Below are 16,984 nucleotides of genomic sequence, written 5' to 3'. Positions count from 1 at the left end.
TATCTAATCAATTAATTTTAAGCTTTTAAATTGCTCGTACTATGACGGACCATTCCTCTACAGTCCTTCCAAATATCCCCAAGTCAAATTATCCCAAAGTAGTCATCATAGGAGCCGGATTTGCAGGCCTCAAGCTGGCGCGGGACTTAATGAACAAGCCCTTTCAGGTGATTCTTCTGGATAAGAACAACTACCATCAGTTTCAGCCCTTGTTTTACCAGGTGGCTACAGCCGGGTTGGAGCCTAGCGCCATTTCATTTCCGCTTCGCAAAGTTTTTCATAAATCTACCAATGTGATCTTCAGGATGGCTGAGGTGGATTATTTTGACCAAAAGATCAAGCGTGTTTACACCAATGTAGGCTATCTAGATTACGACCATCTGGTATTGGCCATGGGCGCTGATACGAACTATTTTGGATCTAAATCCATAGAAGCAGCCGCATCACCCATGAAATCCGTGTCGGAAGCCTTATTCATTCGGAATAAAATCATTTCAAATTATGAGCGGGCGATTAATATAGAGAAAGCTGAAGACCGCAAGGCGCTGATGAATGTGGTGATAGTAGGTGGAGGTCCCACCGGAGTGGAGCTCGCCGGAGCAATGGCAGACCTGCGGAATAATGTGCTTCCTAAAGATTACCCAGAGCTGAATTTTCACAATATGAAAATCGTGCTGATAGAAGCAGGTCCTACCTTGCTGGCACCTATGTCCAAAGAAGCAAAGGACAGCGCTTTGAAATACCTCCTAAAGTTGGGGGTGGAGGTGATGCTAGATACCATGGTGAAGAATTACGATGGCAAGGAGGTGACGCTGGAAGGAAAAGCCCCCATAGAGACGCACACCTTGCTTTGGGCAGCTGGTATCAAGCCAGTTCAAATTGGAGGGTTGAAAGATCAGCATTTTGCTCCGAATGGAAGGATTCTGGTCAATGAGCAGTCCGAAATAGTAGATTGTCCTGAAGTATACGCCCTTGGAGATGTGAGTCTGATGAAAACTGAAGACTATCCTAATGGCCATCCACAGGTAGCACAGGTAGCGCTGCAACAGGCGAAAAATCTAGGCTTCAATTTGATCCAAAAGCAAAAAGGCAAAGGTACAAAACCCTTTGCCTATAAAGATTTGGGATCCATGGCCACGGTAGGGAGAAAACTGGCCGTAGTGGATCTTCCATTTATTAAATTTCAGGGAGTTATGGCCTGGCTCACATGGCTTTTTGTGCATTTGATGGCCATACTAGGTGTCAAAAACAAACTTTTTATTTTCCTGGATTGGTCTTGGAACTACCTCAGTTTTGATCCTAGTCTTCGGCTTTTGATCAAACCAAAGATTGCTAAAGGGAAGGATCCACAGGAGCTTATGGAGGAGCAATAGGTGATTTAGATTTGTTAACATGTTTTGAGTATGCATAGATTAAACCGAAGGAGCTGTGCTCTGTCTAATCCATGTAACTAACTATAAAACAGATGAACAAATGGATTTTAGCTACAGGCATGATGGTCATGATCAGCCTGGGCACAATGGCGCAAAAAAGAGGTGGGGATAGACCTAGCCCTGAGCAAAGAGCGAAGATGAGCACTGAGAAAATGGCAGAGCAGCTGCAATTGTCTGAGGAACAGCAAAAGCAGATTTTGGAAATCAATCTTGAATATGCGAAAAAGAGAGAAGCAGAAATGGCGGAGCGCAAAGCTGAAGCTGAGGAGCGAAGAGCTCAGATGCAGGCCATGCGTGCGGAAATGAAAGCTCAGGATGAGGAGATTCAGTTGGTCTTGACCGAGGAGCAGAGAGCCCAATGGATAGCTCTAAAGGAGGAGCTGAGAAGTGAAAGAAGAAGGGGCAGGCCTAATGCCCAGATTGAAGATAATCCGCGCAGGCGAGGCGGAGGAAATAACTAAAACCAGCTTGCTGAAAGTAAAAGCCACTCAAGAACCAGGTCCCTGAGTGGCTTTTTAATAGCAGTAGCGGCGGTCGGCTTAACTTATTTTGGAAGTTGCCAGTTGCTCTTCTACTTGGAAGTAAGATTCGTCTTTTTGAGGCAATGCAGAGCTTCCCATTAGGAACTCATCTACTTTTACAGCAGCTTCTCTACCTTCAGAAATCGCCCATACCACCAGGGATTGACCTCTTCTCATATCCCCGGCCAAGAAGACCTTAGCATTTGTGCTTTGGTAATTTTTGGATTTTGGAAGGGTGTTTTCCATGGTTTGTACGCCGAAAGCATCCAAGAGGCCATTTTGAGCAGGGCCAGTATATCCAATTGCCAAGAAGGCTAGGTCACAAGGAATAGTACGCTCTGTTCCTTCTATTTCTTCGAATACCATGCGCCCGTCCTTATGCGTCCACTCCAGGTCTACTAGTTTCAAGCCAGTGACTTGTCCTTGCTCATCTACTGTAAATTCCTTGGTAAGAATAGAAAATACCCGATCAGCTCCTTCTTCATGGCTGGAGGACGTACGTAGCGTCATTGGCCATTCGGGCCAAGGGTTTAGTGTATTCCTTTGCTGAGGAGGCTTTGGCAGTAACTCCAGCTGGGTAATAGATGCGGCTCCGTGACGATTGGATGTGCCTATACAGTCACTTCCAGTATCTCCTCCACCGATTACTACTACATGTTTTCCTTTAGCGGAGATCGGGTTTTCTTCGATTTCTCCAGATACCACCTTGTTTTGTTGTCCCAGAAATTCCATCGCAAAGTGAACGCCTTTGGCATTGCTACCTTTGATGTTCAAGGCACGTGGCTGTCCTGCGCCTGTGGATAATACCACGGCGTCAAAGTTTTTCAGGATGTTTTCGGCTTTGATATTGATTCCTACCTCAGTGTCACAGGAGAATATTACTCCCTCCTTCTTCATGAATTCTATTCTTCTGTCGATCACCCATTTTTCTAATTTGAAATCTGGAATACCAAATCGGAGAAGACCTCCGGGTTTAGTGTCTTTTTCAAACAAGGTAACCTCATGACCTGCTTGGTTCAATTGGTCCGCTGCAGCAAGTCCTGCAGGTCCAGATCCGATCACAGCGACTTGCTTACCGGTTCTGGTTTTTGGAGGTTTAGCTTCGATCAAGCCTAGTTCATATGCTTTTTCTGCAATGTTCTTCTCGATCAATTCTATTGCCACCGGATCTTTATTGATACCTAACACGCAGCTGGCTTCACAAGGAGCCGGGCAGATTCTACCAGTGAATTCCGGGAAGTTATTGGTACTTCTCAGAATTTTAATGGCTTCTTCCCACTCTTCATTATACACAGCGTCGTTGAAATCAGGAATGATATTTCCTAACGGACATCCACTATGACAAAAGGGTATGCCACAGTCCATACACCTGGCCGACTGTTGATTTAACTTTTCGGCAGGAAATGGCTCATATATCTCCTTGTAGTCACCTACTCTTGATTTTGGATCACGGGTAACCGGAGTTTCTCTTTTGAATTGTAAAAAACCTTCTTTTGCTCCCATTTTACACCAATGATTTTGATTGTTCTAATGCTCTTTTCTGCAATACCGCCTTGTAATCTCTCGGCATTACTTTGATAAATTTTTGTTTTGAATTGTCCCAATCCTCCAGGAACTGTGCTCCTAATCTGGATTTGGTCAGTTTTACATGCCTTTTCAGGTAAGTCTTGATAGTAGAGAAGTCTTCCTCTTCCATTGGATCAATGTCTACCAGCTCAGGGTTGACTTCGGATACATAATCATTCAAGATGTAGGCTGTTCCTCCACTCATACCTGCTGCAAAATTTCTTCCTACCTCACCTAAGTTGATCATTAACCCACCTGTCATATATTCACATCCGTGATCTCCTATGCCTTCGATTACAGTGTGTACACCTGAGTTTCTCACGCAGAATCGCTCGCCGCCTTTACCGTTAATGTAAGCTTCACCAGAGGTAGCTCCATAGAAGGCGACATTTCCGATGATGATGTTCTCTTCTGGTGCAAATCGTGCATTACGGCTTGGGTAAATGATCAGCTTGCCACCGGATAGCCCTTTGCCAAAGTAATCATTAGCTTCGCCTTCCAGTTCGAAATTGATTCCTTTGGTCAGGAATCCCCCGAAGGTCTGTCCTGCAGATCCGTGGAACTTAAAGTTAATCGTATCCTCGGGTAGTCCCGGGCTTCCAAATATCTTCGAGATTTCATTGGAAAGCATAGCGCCTACCGATCTGTCCGTATTTTTTATCTCGAATTTTGCCGAGGAAGGCATCGCTTGCTCTAGGGAAGCATGTGCTGCTTTGATCAGTTTGCGATCCAAAACATGCTCAAGTTCGAAGTCTTGGTCTATTTGCTTATGGATACCTACATGATCAGGCACTTCCACTTTGTGGAAAATCGGGCTCAGGTCTACTTTATCCCATTTCCAGTGATTTAAATGGCCGGTAGACTGAAGAACGTGACTTTGTCCTACCATTTCATCTACAGTGCGGAAACCTAGAGATGCCATAATTTCACGAAGATCCTGTACGAGGAATTGGAAATAATTGACTACGTGGTCAGGATCACCTGTAAATAGCTTACGAAGCTCAGGGTTCTGCGTTGCGATACCTACTGGGCAGGTGTTCAAATGACATTTTCTCATCATGATACAGCCCTCTACTACCAGAGCCGCAGTGGATATGCCCCACTCTTCGGCTCCCAGCAAGGTAGCAATAGCCAGGTCGCGGCCTGTTCTCAGCTGTCCATCTGTCTGTAGGACTACCCTGCTTCTCAGGTTGTTTTTCACCAAAGTCTGATGCGCTTCAGAAAGACCAAGCTCCCATGGCAGCCCAGCATGTCTTATTGAGCTAAGTGGTGATGCGCCTGTACCGCCGTCAGCTCCAGAGATTAGGATCACATCTGCCATGGCTTTGGCTACACCTGCTGCCACGGTACCTACACCGGCTTGGGAAACCAGTTTTACGTTGATACGGGCTTCTCTATTGGCATTTTTCAGGTCATAGATAAGCTGAGCTAGATCTTCTATGGAGTAAATATCGTGATGCGGTGGAGGTGAGATAAGTCCTACTCCAGGAGTGGAATGTCTCACTCTTCCTATCCATTCATCTACCTTATGTCCCGGAAGCTGTCCACCTTCTCCGGGTTTAGCGCCCTGAGCCATTTTAATCTGGATTTCGGCAGCATTGCTGAGGTAGTTGCTGGTGACACCAAATCTACCGGATGCTACCTGCTTGATAGCGGAACGCTCCCAATCTCCATTTTCTTTCTTCTGAAAACGTACCTCATCCTCTCCTCCTTCTCCGGAGTTACTTTTGGCGCCGATTCTATTCATTGCGATGGCCAAGGTAGAATGCGCTTCATGGGAAATCGACCCAAAGGACATTGCTCCGGTGGCAAATCTTCGCATGATGGAGCTAGCAGGTTCTACCTCATCTATTGGGACTGAAATTCGCTTTTTGAATTCGAACAGGCCCCTTAAAGTGAGCGCATCTTTGGATTGCTCGTTGATTTTATTTGCGAATTTTTTATAAAGTCCAAAGTCATTAAGACGGGTAGACTTCTGTAGCAAGTGAATCGACTCTGGATTGAATAGGTGTTTTTCACCTCTACGCTTCCATTGATAGACCCCGCCCTGCTGAAGGACTGGAGAATCAGTGGTAAACGCCGCAGTGTGCCTGATCAATACTTCTTCGGCCAGTTCATTGAAGGAGATCCCGCTGATTCTAGAGATGGTTCCTTTGAAGCATCGGTCTATTACCTCTGGGCCTAGGCCAATAGCCTCGAAGATCTGCGCGCTTTGGTAAGACTGCAAGGTACTGATTCCCATTTTGGAGAGTACTTTGAGCAGTCCCTTGCCAATTGCCGCTTGGTAGTTTGAAAACACCTGTTTTTGGCTTTTCGCATTAGGCAGTTCGCCTTTTTCGTACATCTCTTTGAGAGATTCCAGTGCCAAATATGGGTTGATAGCAGAAGCTCCATAACCTATGGCTGTAGCAAAATGGTGGGTCTCCCGGATGTCTCCGGATTCCAAAACCAAGCCTGCACTGGTACGGATTTTCTTTTTGACCAAATGATGGTGAACAGCGCCTATTGCCAGTAATGAAGGAATTGGGGCATATTCTATGGTGCTATTTCTATCAGAAATGATGATGATATTTTTCCCTTCAGAAATGGCCTTTTCTGCATCCTCACAGATTTTATCCAGTGCCTCCAGGAGTCTTCCGGGCTTATGGTCTGCCACAAACAAACTACTCAAGGTGGCACATCTATAGCCAAAGCCTTCCATGTTTTTGACTTTTTCTAAGTCTTCATTGAGAAGTACCGGCTGAGAAATGTGAATTTGCCGCGTGTGTCTTGGGCTTTCTTCTAGGATATTTTGCCCTACCCCTAATCGGGTAAATAGGGACATAACCAATCGCTCTCGGATCGGGTCGATCGGTGGATTACTTACCTGTGCAAATAGCTGCTTGAAGTAATTGGAAATATGCTGACTTTCCTTAGAGAGTACAGCTAGTGGGGTGTCTGCACCCATGGAGCCAATGGCTTCATAGGCAGTATTTCCCATAGGACTGAGTACTACTTTCAGTTCCTCAGAAGTATAGCCAAAAATGGTTTGGCGTTTTTTGATCTCTTCGGTGGAATAAGGATGTGTCAGTGTTTTAGGGTCGTCCTCTAGTCGGAGTTTGATGCGCTGATCAGCAACCCACTTTTCGTAAGGCTGAGACTTGCAGATTTCACCTTTCACCTCTTCATCAAAAAGGACTCTTTTTTTCTCCAGATCTGCCCAGATCATTCGGCCAGGACTGATCCTTCCTTTGTCCACTATAGTTGCTTCCCGGATAGGGAGAGCTCCTGCCTCAGAAGAAAGAATCAATCGATCATCCTTAGTCACGAAGTAACGCAGTGGGCGAAGTCCATTCCTGTCCAGGGTGGCACCTACAGATTTGCCATCTGTAAATAGCAAGGCTGCCGGTCCATCCCAAGGCTCTACTAAGGAAGCGTGGAATTTGTAGAAGGATTTTCGGTCTCGGTCCATCACCTCATTGTCTTGCCAAGCTTCTGGTACCAGCATCATCATAGCATGCGGAAGGGATCTGCCACTCAGCGTGAGTAGCTCGACCATAGCATCCAAGTTGGCGGAATCAGACTTTTGCTTATCAGTGATAGGCATCAATCTTGACAGCTCCTCATCTGAGAAATACTTTGATTTCATCAGGTTTTCCTTGGACTTCATCTTGTTCAGATTGCCTCGGATGGTGTTGATTTCCCCATTATGGGATAGGAATCGGAATGGCTGCGCCAGCCTCCAGTTAGGGAAGGTGTTGGTAGAAAACCGGGAGTGTACAATCGCAAATGCGGATTCTATTCTTGAGTTTTGCAGATCCTTATAGAATGGCAAAACCTGATCAGTTCTTAACTGTCCTTTATATATAAGTGTACGGCTACTGAAGCTGGCAAAGTAGAATGAGTTATTTACACCCGGTATCTTAGAGTTGATCTCCGATGTGGCGTAGTTTCTCAGGACATATAGCTTTCTCTCCAGCTCTATTCCGGTCAATGCTTTTTTATGCTTGACAAATAGCTGTTCAATATTAGGCATTACCTCCAGGGCTCCAGACCCGGGCACTGTCTCATCTACAGGTACAGATCTGTAGCCGATGACTTCAAAGTCTAGCTCTTCCACTATTTTATTCAGCAGTTCCTTGGACTTAAGGAATAGCTGCTTATTCTTTGGGAAAAAAGTCATACCCACTCCATAGGATCCGGATTCGGGCAGAGTGATCTCAGCCCTCGCCGTGACATCCTTTAGGAACTCGTGAGGTACTTGTATTAATACGCCGGCTCCGTCGCCAGTCTTGGGATCTGCTCCCCGACCGCCACGGTGCTCCATATTGCTCAGCATATATAAGGCATCGCTGATTGTTTCGTGTGTAGGGGTTCCACTCAAATCGACAACCGCACCTATACCGCAGGAGTCATGCTCAAACTCCGATCGATACAAACCTTCTTGCATTTTTCTAGGATTTATTAGGTTCAAAATTTCCAAAAATTACAGAAAAAATTTATCCTATTAAAATTAAGGCAATGAAACGGCTGCTTTAGTGCCTTATTTTTTATGGATATTAACTTTTTTGATTTTTTGGCAATTGAGAATCTGGTTAATTTTTTTTACTCAAAGCTTACAAGTTATCTAAGTTTAGGGAAAGATAGGGTGTTTTTTTGAGCTTGTTTGTGAAAAAACAAGCAGAAATATAAAAATTCAGATTTCTGAAAATTTCTTTTAAAAAAAATGTAATAAATAATCGAAATAAATTATTCCAACTCCTGAATTCTGGTGCGGGAGAATGCTATGGCAAATTATATTCTGAAATTACACTAAAACCAGAAATATTATAAATCCCTAGTTATCAGTCTGTATGGGGGCTGACGGAATCTTTGTCCTGAGAGTTGATGAAAACTTTTACTTTTTTGATTTTGCGGGCATCTACTGCCAAAATGGTGAATACAAATTCTCCAAAAGTGATTTTTGTTCCATTTTTGGGCAGCTTGGTGTTCAGCTCCAGCAGTAAGCCACCCAAGGATTCACTTTCGCCTTTGACGTCTTCGAAAAGCTGTGGATCTAACTCCAGTTTTTTGCAGAAATCATTCAGGGAAACCTTTCCTTCAAATATAAAAGTGGAGGAATCGATTTCCTGAAAGAATATATCGTCGTGGTCATCAAATTCATCGTTGATTTCCCCGATAATTTCTTCGATCAGGTCTTCCAGAGTCACCAGTCCGGAGGTCCCTCCATACTCATCTACTACTATGGCCATGTGCACTCTTTTCTGCTGGAAATCCTTCAGTAGGGTGTCTACCTTCTTGTTTTCAGGTACAAAGAAACTCTTTCGGATCAGCTCGTTCCATTTGAAGTCCTCGTCTCTTTCTATGTAGGGAAGGAGGTCTTTGATATAAAGGATCCCTTGGATGTTGTCTATAGTCTCTTCAAATACAGGAATCCTAGAGTAGCCGCTTTTGTTGATTTTGTCCATTAGCTCATGGAAGTCCATCTCTATATCTATGGCTGTGATGTCCATGCGGCTTTGCATGACTTGTTTTACAGTGAGTGTACCGAAGTTCACTATTCCACGAAGGATCTCTCGCTCCTCGTTAGGAGTGTCTTCCGTGGTGAGGTCTAAGGCTTGGTTTAGCTCATTGACAGATAGGGAGTAGCCTTTTTTTTCTATTCGCTTCTCGATGAGATTACTGAAGGACATCAAGAAAACCGAGATAGGCTTCAGCATGGTGGAAAAAAAACTGATCGCTGGAGCCATGGTTAAACTAAAGCTGATTTTGGCATTGTTTGCATAGACTTTTGGGACGATTTCTCCAAAAAACACGATGGCGAAGGTCACCCCTATGGTCTGGATCAGGATCACAACGATTCCAGTGGCATTCATCCCAAAGATGGACCAGGACACAAAGGTAGTCAGGGTCACTATCCCGATGTTGATCAGGTTATTCAAAATAAGAATGGTGCTAAGCAGTTTTTTGGGTGATTGTACCAGGCGTACTACTTTCTTGCCCCGGTCTGAATTTTCTTCATCGAGTTGATTTAGATCTTCATTAGAAAGCGAAAAAAACGCAACCTCCGAACCGGAAACCAAGGCAGAGCCCAGGAGTAATAGGGTAAAAAGCAATCCATTTATTATCAGATAGGATACCGATGGGGTATTAATCTGAGCGAGTAAATGGTAACTCGGGTAAGGATCGTCCATGTATTAAACCGCAGTGGTTGGTACAAAATTAAAAGATTCCCCTGAAAATAACTTCCAGGGGATCAAATTATTAAAATGGAAGGTCGTCATCATCCGTGTCTGTGGCCGGTGCCGGTGAGGAAGGGGTAGCGGCGGCCGCTGCATTCGGTTTTGGCTGATAAGACTGCTGAGGAGCTGATCCTCCTCCGCCTCCTGCTCCGTCTGGTCTGCTACCCAGCATGGTAAAGCTCAAAACCCTGATTCTAGTGCGGTAGCGGTTTTGTCCCTGCTCATCCTGCCAGCTATCGGTTTTGATTTTGCCTTCGACGTAGATCTGGCTGCCTTTTTTGAGGTATTGCTCTGCGACTTTGGCCTGGCCTCCCCAGAGCTCTAGGTCATGCCACTCTGTTTGCTCCACGCGCTCGCCATTCCGGTTTTTATAGGCTTCAGTGGTGGCTAGACGTAGATTTGCGACCACATTGTCACCTTCCAGATACTTCACTTCTGGATCTGCACCTAGATTGCCTACCAAGATTACTTTATTAACTCCTGCCATTATTCTGTTGGTTTTTGATGATTGAAAAAGTTGTCAACTTGAAGTTACTCAAATCCCCTGATCGTTCAAAAAGTTCACGATTAACTTTGGCTTAGCCAAATATTCGATTTTACTTTCCTCTACCAAAACAAACCCCTCATCCTCACACCATTTTTCCAGATTTGCGAAATTTTTTTCTGCGATTTCTATTTCTGAGAAAACCGCATTGAGTTTCTGATGAGACAAAATGTGCCGGTAATTTTTTGGGAAAGTGTGTTTATGGGTCGAAATCTCATGTGCCCCAGCCATGATTTCCGCTTGGTTTACCCCTTCTTCGACTTTGGGAAAATCGTACAACCCTTCCCAGATGTCTCCAGCGGTTCGCTTGTTCCACACCCATTTTTCCCCACAGCGGATCACGTAATAGTGGAAGTGCCTCTCGCGAACTTTGACTTTGTTGATTTTTACGGGCAATTCGGGCACCATATTATATAGGTGTGCAAAACAGGTGTTTCTGACAGGGCAAATGGTACAGTTTGGGCTCTTGGGAGTGCATTGCCTTGCGCCAAAGTCCATCATGGCCTGATTGAATTCTGCCGGATCAGCTATAGGGATGATTTCATTTGCCAGCGCTTCAAACTCTTTTTTCCCTTTGCCGCTGGCAATGTCTGTTTCTATCCCAAAGTACCTGGCGAGGACCCGGAACACATTTCCGTCCACCACGGCTTTGGCCTCTCCAAATGCAAAACTGGCGATGGCAGCCGCGGTATAGTTTCCCACTCCTTTAAGTTTGAGCAGCCCCTCATAAGTATCAGGGAACTTTCCGTCCAATTCAAACCAGATAGTTTTGGCACAAAAGTGCAGGTTCCTCGCGCGGCTGTAATAGCCCAGCCCCTGCCAGAGCCTGAGAACATCTTCTTCTGCTGCTAGGGCGAGCTCCTTCACCGTGGGGTAAGCTTCGCAAAAAGCGTAATAATAAGGTAACCCTTGGGCCACACGAGTTTGCTGTAAAATGATTTCTGAGAGCCAAATTTTATACGGATCACGTGTTCCGCGCCATGGTAAATCTCTTGGATTTTGCTGGTACCAAGTGATGATTTGGTGTGAAAAAGCCTGATAGTCAGTAGTTTTTTGGGTCATGGTAGTGAAGCGTCTATTCTACAAATCAAGCTAATTTTCATGAATTTGTTTTTTAATTGCAATGGTTCTCGTACATTTGCAGTCCCAAAAACACTTGGTTAATAGGTTGTTAAGCTTATTTCGTAATTTCTAAATTAATATTACAGTGACTAAAGCAGAAGTAATCACTAAGATTTCGGACAAAACAGGTATCCAGAAGGATGATGTGACACAAACTATCGAAGCGTTCTTCAAGGTAGTGAAGGACTCCATGTCCGAAGGAGACAACATCTACGTGAGAGGATTTGGTAGCTTCATCAATAAGAAGAGAGCTAAAAAAATCGCCCGAAACATTTCTAAAAACACAGCGATCGTGATCGATGAGCATTACATTCCGGCATTCAAGCCGTCTAAGGTGTTTGTTGAGAAGATCAAAAACAGTAAAAAGATCAAGGAACTTGCTCCTCAGGACTAAGTCTGAAGAGTATTTGACATGAAAAAAACTCAGCTCATACTCATCGTAGTGGGAGTGCTTGCTATCGCAGGATTGTACGCGCTTCCTAGTGTGGTGGTGGATAATGAAGGGCAAGCTGATGGAGTATCGCAAGATAATGCCGCAGCATCCTCAGAATCTACTGAAGCCATAGCGATGCATGAGCCTGAACTTACTCCAGATCAGCAGCTTCAGCTCAATACCTTGAAGCTACAGGTGAAAGAGGATTCATCGAGCGAAGATATAGTGTCTTCTTCCGAAGAATTGGCTGGCATCTATCAGGAGATAGGGAAATACGACAGTGCGGGATATTATCTAGGTCTGGCTTATGAAAATAGGCCAGAAACTGAACTGGCAGAAAAGGCAGGAAATGCCTATTACGAAGCGTTTAGCTTTGCGCTAGATCAGGAGAAAGTAAACTACACAGCCGAGCAGACCCGGAAGTATTTAAATCTGGTGTTGGATAATGATCCCACCCGATTGGATTTGAAAACCAAGATAGCGATGACTTATGTGTCCTCGTCCAACCCAATGCAGGGCATTACCATGCTAAGAGAGATCTTAGAAGAAGACCCTCAAAATGAAGATGGACTATTCAACATGGGCATTTTATCTATGCAATCCGGCCAATACAAGCGTGCCACTGAGCGATTTGAAGAGTTGGTGAAATACCATCCGGATAATCTACAGGGGCAGTTTTACCTGGGCGTGAGCTATTTCGAATCCGATCAAAAAAACAAAGCAAAAGCTCAGTTTGAGAAAGTAAAAGAGCTGACCGATGATCCTACGATTATCGGCACAGTGGATACTTATCTCGATCAGCTATAAATTATTGTATCACTACTAAATCCAAAGACTATGCCTTGCGGAAAGAAAAGAAAAAGACATAAGATCGCTACGCACAAGCGTAAGAAGAGACTAAGAAAAAACAGACATAAGAAGAAGTAATACACTTCTTCTTATTGTCACCTGAGTACACGTTCATTTACATCATTTAATAAGACGAGATTTTGAGTACGGAATTGTTAATCGATTCTGCTCAAAACGGAAGTCGAATTGCCCTTTTACAAGATAAAAGCCTGGTTGAGTTGCATTCCGAAGGAATGGACAATCAGTTCAAAGTGGGGGATATTTACCTGGGTACAGTCCGCAAAATCGTCAATGGGCTCAATGCAGCATTCATAGACGTAGGGTATGAGAAAGACGCCTTTCTCCATTACCAGGACCTCGGGCCGAATTTCAACAGCTTGACGAAGTTCACCAAAATGGTGCGCAACAATAACTACGGCAATTATAACCTGAAGGGGTTTGACAACGAACCTGAAATAGAGAAGATTGGAAAGATATCCGGTCCACTCTCCAAAAACCAACAAATATTGGTGCAGGTCGTCAAAGAACCCATTTCTACCAAAGGACCTCGACTATCCTGTGAGCTCTCTCTGCCAGGTCGATACCTTGTGCTGGTACCCTTCTCGGATTCGGTAAACGTCTCCAAGAAGATCCGTAGCAACGAGGAAAGAAAAAGACTTTTAAGGCTAATCAAATCAATCAAGCCTGCCAATTTCGGTGTTATCATCCGGACAGTGGCTGAAGGGCAATCCGTGAGTGATCTGGATAAAGACCTTCGCAACCTCCTGACCAACTGGGAAGAAGGCATGGCCAAATTGCTGAAAGCCAAAAGTCGCGACAAGATAATCGGAGAGATGAGTATGGCTTCATCACTAGTGAGAGACCTGCTCAACGAATCATTCGACGCAATCACCGTAGAAGAAGAATCTACCTACGATCAGATCAGATCCTACATCAGGAACATCGCTCCTGAAAAAGAAAAAATTGTCAGGCTTTACAACGGTAAGGCCAAGCTATTTGAAAATTTTGGAATTGAAAAGCAGATCAAAAGCCTGTTTGGACAGACGGTAAGCCTCCCTCAAGGAGGATACGTGATCATCGAGCACACCGAAGCCCTTCACGTCATAGATGTGAACAGTGGCAACAAATCCAATCAGGAAAGTGACCAAGAATCGACAGCATTAAAAACAAACTTGGTCGCCGCTAAAGAAATTGCCAGACAGCTGCGCCTCCGGGATATGGGAGGCATCATCGTCGTAGACTTCATCGATATGAAGAAGGCCGATAACAAGAAAGCCATCTACGAAGCGATGAAAAATGAGCTTCAGTCTGACAGGTCTAAGCATACTGTTTTGCCGCTGAGCAAATTTGGGCTCATGCAGATCACTAGACAGCGAGTAAGGCCAGAGGTCAACATTGTGACCAAAGAAACCTGCCCATCCTGTAACGGAACGGGCAAAATCCAGGCTTCTATCCTGGTGGCCGATAAGCTGGAAAAAGACCTGGAGCATATTGCTACCATCCAGAATGTGAGTAAAATCCAAATTGGGCTGCATCCCTACCTGCACGCATACTTCACTACAGGCATTATCAGCCGAAGAGTAAAGTGGTTTTTCAAGTATAATAAGTGGATTAAACTGATCAAAGATTCTTCACTACCAGTGACGGAATACAGGTTCCTAGATGAATCTGGAGAAGAAATAGAACTACAAGTAAAAAGCGAGACTGAATAGTCTCGCTTTTTTTATGCACTTTTTTTAACCACGAAGGACATTAAGTAAGCGCAAAGAGCGCGGCTAGAAACTGGTTTTTTCCGCTTCAACACTTCAATAGTTACTTAGTATTATTTCCTAGGGTTTATTTTAGAGAAATCAAGTTTCCCAAATGCTACCTCATCCTCGGAGTGCGGATATCCTAGGTATAGGTAATATCCGTCAGGGGTTGAAAACCCTCGGGTAAGATCCGGTAAAGTCACTTCTCCGATTTTTTCAAAATCTCTATCAAGGATCACAAGTTTTGAAAGCGGTCGTATGCCTTCCTCACGATTTGCTTTACTATCTGCCCTTATTATCGCCTCTCGGAGATATACCTGCGCAGTTGGATCATAATCTACCCAACTATATTTGCTAGTATTTTCATTTGGTAAGAAAGCAGTGTATTCCCCTTGTTGCGCTGTTCTACCCACTAAAAATTCCATTTGATCATTCACTCCCGCAAAAACCCATTTCTGAGAATTTGGTGAAATGACCAACAAAGAGTCATCCGCAGGGAAGGAAATTAGATGAAGATCTTCAGCCTTATTATATCCATTTTGGTAGGTAGCGAAAGTCGGGTCATCCAAAAATTCCAGGTACTTACTCGGGTATTTGAATTTCACATAATTGATAGAACTGTCCTTGGGGTTAAATTTCAGCAGCCAATTTTCATAATTAAGTAAAGACTCTTTCAGCACAAAAGGTACATCGGGGATCATAATCCTACCATCGACGTTCATGGCTTTTGTGCCAGCCAAAGTATTATAATTGACTGCGAATCGATCGGTTGGCTCCGCAGGAAGGTTGTAACGAGCCAACACTTTCCCTTTTTGATCAGCCTGGATTAACTTCTGAAAGGATACGAACCAAACCGAGCTGTCATCAGTGAAACTAACCGGTAAAAAACTTCCTATTCCATCAGGCCCTTCTTTCTCATAGAATTGATCTCTCATTAGCTTTCCTTCGGGATAGCTATACTCGATAAATCTATGCTGTCTGGAGGTAATCAGAAATTCTTCCCCTCCTCTTTTAATGTAATTGAAATTTGTCCCTAATTCCTTGGTAAGGGTATCCTTTTCCAAATACAGGGTGTCAACAATCAATTCCTTTAAATCGATTAGTTGTACTTCTTTAGTTGCGTTATTGGAACAGGAAATACCGAAAAAAGAAAGGGTAAGCAAACTCAATAGAGTTAGGAATCTCATAGTTTTTGGGATTAGAATATCTTAAATTTAAAAAATCCGTTACAAAACGTAAATTACCGTTTTATAAATTCAAACTGATCCCAATGTTCTATCGTAATCAGCTCGGCCTGATTGTCTATAAAACCGTATTTCAACAGTAGTTTTTCTACTCGTAGCGTATGGGTACCCTCTGCTAGATTTGAAATGTCTATGCCTGTCTGATAAATTTTTTGCTTGGTCCCCCCGATCCTATGCTTCGACCAGGTTTCGATCGGTACCAGTTGCTCGTCGATGTACACTCTATGCAGGTCTGCTGTTTCCTGAATTGGCTGCCACTTCATGGAGTCCAGGGCAGAGATAAATTCTGTATTGAGTGCGGTGATGATCTTGCCGTCTCCCTCGTAGCGCGCGATTCCCAGCTTCATGTAGTCGTCATCTAGTTCTTCCCTGGGGATAAATGAACGCGGAAACCGGCTGCCTGCCACATGATCGGACTGGAAGTGTAGATGCTTTCCAGGCCACTCCAGTTCCTTTTCGATTAATCCCCGGTCATTGCTAAACATAGAGAAATCATCCGTGTCAGAAATTATGATGGGGACTGAAAAGGCGAAAATCAAGATGGCATAAACCACCGCTAGCCATTTGCCGAGATTACTTTGGTAAATCGCAGAAATAGAGCTCAACATACTTTCAGAGTACCAGATCTTTAGTTTGGTTTTCTTTCTGCCTAGTACCAAGGTGAAAAATGCAGCTAGACTCAGCAGGATAATGATGGAAAGTGTAAGCAAGTTTAAATCAAACCAGATGTATATCGCTATCAAAAAGCCAAAATAAACGGTGAGCATCAGAAACATCAACACCAGGGAAACGGGATAGGCGAAGGTCATGCTGCAGATTTTTTCCAGTCTCAACACCATATCAGCAGGTTTTTGATAATTGTATCCCTGCGCTATTTTGAAGAGATTCTGATTGATGACCCCTTCGGGAAATGCGTAGCTAAGCCCTAACAGACCCGCCCAAACAAATCTCAGACAGAGGTGCACCACAAAAAAAATCTTGAAAACAGAAACCACAGTGGTCAGATAAAACAATATCAACAAGCTTGGCAGATATCCTACGCCTACCTCTTGGATCAAATAGACCGAAAACTCATAGATTTTGGCAGGGAAAACAAATAAGAAGGCCAGTGTAATACCCGAGATAATCACTTCCGGTTCCCAGCTATTGAGTTGGAGATTTTCCAGCCAGGTCAGTTCTTCCTGTTTCCGCTCGTAATCAGTTGTTTCTTTCATTTGTCGATATTTTGCTATCCATCCTGAGTTGGGATTTCTAAGTGCTGAACACCCGGGCTAAGTAGCGTTTGTTTTACCTCCCAAAA

12 protein-coding genes are annotated in these 16,984 nt (G+C 44.1%); 5 read left to right on the top strand and 7 right to left on the bottom strand.

Annotated elements, in window-relative coordinates; genetic code table 11:
- Window positions 1-41 precede the first annotated feature (41 nt).
- Both PBT90_RS18225 and PBT90_RS18220 read left to right on the top strand, forming a co-directional pair.
- Window positions 42-1,373, top strand: coding sequence for an NAD(P)/FAD-dependent oxidoreductase (locus PBT90_RS18225; protein WP_264807926.1), 1,332 nt, complete (start codon window positions 42-44; stop codon window positions 1,371-1,373).
- A gap of 92 nt (window positions 1,374-1,465) precedes the next feature.
- A complete protein-coding gene (locus PBT90_RS18220; RefSeq protein ID WP_264807925.1) occupies window positions 1,466-1,894 on the top strand; it encodes a DUF4890 domain-containing protein in 429 nt (142 codons plus the stop codon).
- A 78-nt stretch (window positions 1,895-1,972) separates the two neighbouring features.
- Here PBT90_RS18220 and PBT90_RS18215 read toward each other — a convergent pair whose 3' ends face one another.
- From PBT90_RS18215 to mutY, 5 genes are all read right to left on the bottom strand, one after another.
- Entirely contained in the window at window positions 1,973-3,457 is a 1,485-nt protein-coding gene (locus tag PBT90_RS18215) for a glutamate synthase subunit beta (protein ID WP_264807924.1), read from the bottom strand.
- Between the two features lies 1 nt (window position 3,458).
- Window positions 3,459-7,949, bottom strand: coding sequence for a glutamate synthase large subunit (gltB, locus tag PBT90_RS18210; protein ID WP_264807923.1), 4,491 nt, complete (start codon window positions 7,947-7,949; stop codon window positions 3,459-3,461).
- A gap of 394 nt (window positions 7,950-8,343) precedes the next feature.
- Window positions 8,344-9,693 carry a gliding motility-associated protein GldE gene (gene gldE / locus PBT90_RS18205; protein WP_264807922.1) on the bottom strand — a complete coding sequence of 450 codons (1,350 nt, stop codon included), beginning with the start codon at window positions 9,691-9,693 and terminating at the stop codon, window positions 8,344-8,346.
- Between the two features lie 70 nt (window positions 9,694-9,763).
- Window positions 9,764-10,228 (bottom strand): single-stranded DNA-binding protein, encoded by a 465-nt coding sequence (locus tag PBT90_RS18200; RefSeq protein ID WP_264807921.1) that lies wholly within the window; start codon window positions 10,226-10,228, stop codon window positions 9,764-9,766.
- Window positions 10,229-10,276: 48 nt separating this feature from the next.
- Window positions 10,277-11,347: an A/G-specific adenine glycosylase gene (gene mutY, locus PBT90_RS18195; protein WP_264807920.1), complete on the bottom strand. Its 1,071-nt coding sequence runs from the start codon at window positions 11,345-11,347 to the stop codon at window positions 10,277-10,279.
- Window positions 11,348-11,492: 145 nt separating this feature from the next.
- Between mutY and PBT90_RS18190 the strand changes: the two genes are divergently transcribed.
- From PBT90_RS18190 to PBT90_RS18180, 3 genes are all read left to right on the top strand, one after another.
- A complete protein-coding gene (locus PBT90_RS18190; protein ID WP_264807919.1) occupies window positions 11,493-11,801 on the top strand; it encodes an HU family DNA-binding protein in 309 nt (102 codons plus the stop codon).
- A gap of 18 nt (window positions 11,802-11,819) precedes the next feature.
- The gene (locus PBT90_RS18185; protein ID WP_264807918.1) at window positions 11,820-12,647 is read left to right on the top strand and encodes a tetratricopeptide repeat protein; all 828 of its coding nucleotides are present in this window, start codon (window positions 11,820-11,822) and stop codon (window positions 12,645-12,647) included.
- A 182-nt stretch (window positions 12,648-12,829) separates the two neighbouring features.
- Window positions 12,830-14,401: an Rne/Rng family ribonuclease gene (locus PBT90_RS18180; protein WP_264807917.1), complete on the top strand. Its 1,572-nt coding sequence runs from the start codon at window positions 12,830-12,832 to the stop codon at window positions 14,399-14,401.
- 110 nt (window positions 14,402-14,511) lie between these two features.
- Here PBT90_RS18180 and PBT90_RS18175 read toward each other — a convergent pair whose 3' ends face one another.
- Window positions 14,512-15,627: a DUF4221 domain-containing protein gene (locus tag PBT90_RS18175; protein WP_264807916.1), complete on the bottom strand. Its 1,116-nt coding sequence runs from the start codon at window positions 15,625-15,627 to the stop codon at window positions 14,512-14,514.
- 53 nt (window positions 15,628-15,680) lie between these two features.
- Complete coding sequence (locus PBT90_RS18170) at window positions 15,681-16,898, bottom strand: hypothetical protein (protein WP_264807915.1); 1,218 nt, start codon at window positions 16,896-16,898, stop codon at window positions 15,681-15,683.
- Between the last annotated feature and the right edge of the window lie 86 nt (window positions 16,899-16,984).

This window comes from Algoriphagus sp. TR-M9 (genome assembly GCF_027594545.1).
In the GTDB taxonomy this organism is placed as follows: Bacteria; Bacteroidota; Bacteroidia; order Cytophagales; family Cyclobacteriaceae; genus Algoriphagus; species Algoriphagus halophytocola.
The sequence above is the reverse complement of the archived record's forward strand: the minus strand, read 5'-3'. Positions and strand labels throughout refer to the sequence as shown.